Annotated in this window: 4 protein-coding genes and 1 tRNA gene; 2 read left to right on the top strand and 3 right to left on the bottom strand. The window is 64.5% G+C overall.

The genetic code is table 11. From position 1 onward, the window contains the following. Positions 1–169: 169 nt before the first annotated feature. Both IAE39_RS29080 and moaB read right to left on the bottom strand, forming a co-directional pair. Positions 170–1,396, bottom strand: coding sequence for a molybdopterin molybdotransferase MoeA (locus tag IAE39_RS29080; RefSeq protein WP_201207909.1), 1,227 nt, complete (start codon positions 1,394–1,396; stop codon positions 170–172). Continuing rightward, on the bottom strand, positions 1,380–1,919 hold the full coding sequence (gene moaB, locus IAE39_RS29075) for a molybdenum cofactor biosynthesis protein B (RefSeq protein ID WP_201207908.1): 540 nt from the start codon (positions 1,917–1,919) through the stop codon (positions 1,380–1,382). Before moaB ends, IAE39_RS29080 begins: the two co-directional genes overlap by 17 nt. Before the next feature lie 187 nt (positions 1,920–2,106). On the opposite strand from moaB, the gene IAE39_RS29070 reads away from it, so the two are divergent. Together IAE39_RS29070 and IAE39_RS29065 are read left to right on the top strand one after the other, a co-directional pair. Next, a complete protein-coding gene (locus tag IAE39_RS29070; RefSeq protein WP_201207907.1) occupies positions 2,107–2,328 on the top strand; it encodes a YgdI/YgdR family lipoprotein in 222 nt (73 codons plus the stop codon). An 80-nt stretch (positions 2,329–2,408) separates the two neighbouring features. Continuing rightward, positions 2,409–2,485 (top strand) — tRNA-Pro (locus tag IAE39_RS29065). Positions 2,486–2,547: 62 nt separating this feature from the next. Here the strand turns inward: IAE39_RS29065 and mqo are convergent. Continuing rightward, a complete protein-coding gene (gene mqo / locus IAE39_RS29060; RefSeq protein WP_201207906.1) occupies positions 2,548–4,113 on the bottom strand; it encodes a malate dehydrogenase (quinone) in 1,566 nt (521 codons plus the stop codon). Positions 4,114–4,330: the final 217 nt, after the last annotated feature.

Raw genomic sequence — 4,330 nt, 5'->3', positions numbered from 1 at the left:
CCCCCCCCGGGGGGCGCCGGGCGGGGGGGGGGGGGGGGGGGGCCCCCCCCCCCCCCCCCCCCCCCACGACTGGAGCGTGGCCGCCCAGCAACTGGAAACCGTGCACATGCGCCTGACCCAGGCGGCGCCCGCCGAGGCAGCGCCGCTGGCCGGTGCCTGGCTGGGGCGCTCAGCCAAGTAGCTCGCTGAAGGGAATGAACGGCACGCTGTCACCCGGTTTCGGCGTGCTGCCTTCGCGCACCTCCACCAGCCCCTCAGCCCAGGCCGCGCTGCGCAGCACACCCGAACTCTGGTTCTTGTAGATGCGCACCTGGCCCTGCTCGATGCGCGCGCGCAGGTATTCACGGCGCGTGCCAGGCTTGGGCCAGTCAAAGCCCGCCGGCATGTCGAAGCGCAGTGGCGTAACGTCGGCCACCCCTTGGCGCCGCAACAGGTAGGGCCGGGTCAGCAGGCCGAAAGTGACCAGGGTCGAGGCCGGGTTACCCGGCAGGCCGATCACCGGCACGCCCTGGAAGTGGCCGAAGGTCAGCGGCTTGCCCGGTTTGATCGCCAACTTCCACAATACAAGCTCGCCCGCTTCGCGCAGGGCAGCGCCGAGGTAGTCAGCCTCGCCCACCGAAACCCCGCCAGTGGAGAGGATCAGGTCGACATGGCCCAGCCCGCCCAGGCAGGCGCGGGTACGCACCAAGTCATCCGGCAGGATACCGGCATCGACCACCTCGCAACCCAGCCGCTGCAACCAACTGACCAGCAGCCTGCGGTTGCTGTTGTAGATTTGCCCAGGCCCCAGCGGCAGGCCGGGCTCGACCAGTTCGTCGCCCGTGGACAGTACGGCCACTTTCACCTTGCGTACCACGTCCAGGCGGCCATGGCCCAAGGTGGCCGCCAGGCCCAGCTCGATCGGCCCAAGGCGGGTGCCGGCGTTCATCACCTGCTCACCCTTGCGGGTTTCCTGGCCCTGGGGGCGAATGTTCTGCTCGGTTTGCAGCGGCTCAAGAAAGCGAACCCGGCCATCTTCAAGCACTTCAGTGTTTTCCTGCATCTCGACGCAGTCGGCACCTTCCGGCACGGGTGCGCCGGTAAAGATGCGCGCGCAGGTGCCCGGTTGCAGCGGCTGTGGCGCATGGCCGGCAAAAATCCGCTGGCTGACCGGCAACGGCTGGCCCTGCCAGTCAGCCAGGCGCAAGGCGTAGCCGTCCATGGCACTGTTCGGCCAAGGCGGCAGGTCGAGCGAGGCCACCAGGTCGGTGGCCAGCACGCGGCCTTCAGCCTCGGCAAGGGGCAGGTTTTCGGTTTCGCGGATCGGTGCCGCCTCGGCCAATGCCAGCAGTTGCTCCAGCGCTTGCTCCACCGGCATCAACGGCCGGGCCTGGCTGACCTCAGCCACGGCTGTCACAGGCCGCTGCCTGCTTCAGGTGTGGTACGAAGTTGCAGGGGCGATGACGGGCGTCGAGCTGTTCGGCGAGGATGCCGTCCCAGCCGGTGCGCACGGCATTGGTCGAGCCCGGCAGGCAGCACACCAGGGTGCCGTTGGCCAGCCCGGCCAAGGCACGCGACTGCACGGTGGACGTGCCGATGTCTGGTACGGAAATCTGCCGGAACAACTCGCCGAAACCATCCACCTGCTTGTCCAGCAGGCAGGCCACCGCCTCGGGGGTACTGTCGCGGCCGGTGAAGCCGGTACCGCCAGTGATCAGCACGACCTGCACGCTGTCAGCGGCAATCCAGGTGGCGACCTGGGCGCGAATCTTGTAAAGGTCGTCTTTGAGCAGCACACGCTCAGCCAGGCGGTGGCCGGCGGCGCTCAGGCGGTCGACGAACATCTGCCCGGAGGTGTCGGTTTCAAACGTGCGGGTGTCGCTGACCGTGAGCACGGCGATGTTCAGCGGCACGAAGGGGGTATCTGCCTTGGCTTTCATGGGTGTCGGTCACCAGAAGATGGATGGCCGCATTTATATCACAGCGCGACTTTTCCGACCCCTGCGCCCATCCGGCTTGCCTTGGGTCAACGGCACGGATTTGTCGCTATGCTGCACTTGGAGTGAACTTGCACTAACGTGCTGCGTCATAACTGTCATCCAGCACCATCGCAATTGGAGAATAACGATGATCAAACGGACCCTTCCCGCCTTCCTGCTCGTCCTTGGCTTGGGCGCCCTCGCCGGCTGTGCCTCGCCGACCGTCATTACCCTGAACGACGGCCGCGAGATCCAGGCCACCGACACGCCGAAGTACGATGAAGACTCCGGTTTCTACGAATTCGAGCAACTGGACGGCAAGCGTACGCGCCTGAACAAAGACCAGATCCGCACCGTCAAAGAGCTGTGATCTGGCCCCGGTTTTGGCAAAGGCCCTTTCAACAACAAGGGCTTGCTGGCCAAAACCGGATGCAGTAGGATTTTGTTCATCGGAGTGTAGCGCAGCCAGGTAGCGCGTCTCGTTCGGGACGAGAAGGCCGCAGGTTCGAATCCTGTCTCTCCGACCAGATCCTCATCAAGAAGCCCGCCATGTGCGGGCTTTTTTTGTGGGAGCGGCCGCATCAAACCATCAGTTTTCTGCCACCGGCACATGCAACAGCTGCAAGCGCTCACTGCTCCACGCACGGGTCTGGTTGGTCAGCGCCAGGTCGTTGTTCAGCTTCTGCCCGTAGCTGGGCACGATCTCCTTGAGCCTGGCTTGCCAGGCCGGCGTCTGGATGCGGTCCTTGAAGGTCTTTTCCAGCACGCTGAGCATGATCGGCGCCGCAGTCGAAGCACCCGGCGAAGCCCCCAACAACGCAGCGATGCTGCCGTCCTGCGCCGCCACCACTTCAGTACCGAACTGCAACACACCCCCCAGGACCGGGTCCTTCTTGATCACCTGCACCCGCTGGCCAGCCTGCAGCAGCTTCCAGTCTTCGTTCTTGGCATTGGGGAAATACTCGCGCAGCGCGTTCATGCGGTCATCGAAGCTGAGCATCAACTGCCCCATCAGGTAAGTGCTGAGGTCGATGTTGTCGATACCGGCATTGACCATTGGCAGCACGTTGTGGCTGTTCAGCGAGGCGAACATGTCCAGCAACGAACCGTGCTTGAGGTACTTGGTTGAGAAGGTGGCGAACGGCCCGAACAGCAGCACCTGCTTGCCGTCGATCATCCGCGTGTCGAGGTGCGGAACCGACATCGGCGGTGCGCCGACCGAGGCCTTGCCATATAGCTTGGCCTGGTGGCGGGCGACCAGGTCAGGGTTGTCGGTCATCAGGAACTGGCCACCCACCGGGAAACCGGCATAACCCTCGGCCTCGGGAATGCCTGACTTCTGCAGCAGCTTCAACGCACCACCACCTGCACCGATGAACACGAAGCGGGCGTTGACCGCCTTTTCCGTGCCGCCGTTGGCCAGGTCAGCCACGACCACATGCCAGGTGCCGTCTTCGTTACGCACGATGTCGCGCACCTCATGGCGCAGGTTCAGCGATACGTTGGGGCTACGGGTCATGGCCGCAAACAGCTGACGGGTGATTTCGCCAAAGTTCACGTCGGTGCCGATGGCCATGTGCGTAGCAGCCACTTTCTGCTGCGGGTCACGGCCCTCCATCACCAGCGGCGCCCACTGGCGAATCTGCTCGCGGTCTTCGGAGATTTCCATGCCGCGGAACAGCGAACTGTGCTGCAGGGCATCGACGCGCTGGTGCAGGAAGGCAATGTTCTCGTCGCCCCAGACAAAGCTCATGTGCGGCACATTGTTGATGAACGACTTCGGGTTGCTGAGCACGCCCTGTTCGACCTGATAGGCCCAGAACTGCTTGGACACCTCGAACTGCTCGTTGACCCCGACGGCCTTGCTGATGTCGATGCTGCCATCCTTGCCGACGCTGGTGTAGTTCAGCTCGCAGAACGCGGAGTGGCCGGTACCGGCATTGTTCCAGGCGTTGGAGCTTTCTTCGGCAACCTGGCCCATGCGTTCGTAGACGTCGACCGTCCAGGACGGCTCCAGCTCGGTGAGGTAGGTGCCCAGGCTGGCACTCATGATGCCGCCACCGATCAGCAGCACGTCGACGGTCTTTTCCGGCTCGGCGGGTCTGGAGCAGCCGATGACGCCCAGGCAGAGGAAGGTCAGCAGGATTTTCTTCATTGATGTTATCCAGTTGTTGTGTACACGCGCGCCGCCTGGAGCAGGGAATGTGCCAACTGGGGATGGGGCAATGAACAAGGGGTGGGGCTGCGGGTCGCATGGCGGCAATCCGCCACAGGGGCTCGATACATCGCCGCTGAATGGCGGATTTCCCCGCCAGGCGCGGGCCTTGTAGGAGCGGGGGGGGGGGGGGGGGGGGGGGGGGGGGGGGGGGGGG

Source organism: Pseudomonas sp. S37, assembly GCF_016658545.1.
Classification (GTDB): domain Bacteria; phylum Pseudomonadota; class Gammaproteobacteria; order Pseudomonadales; family Pseudomonadaceae; genus Aquipseudomonas.
Note: the sequence above shows the minus strand (reverse complement) of the source record. Positions and strands in the feature narration are given on the sequence as shown.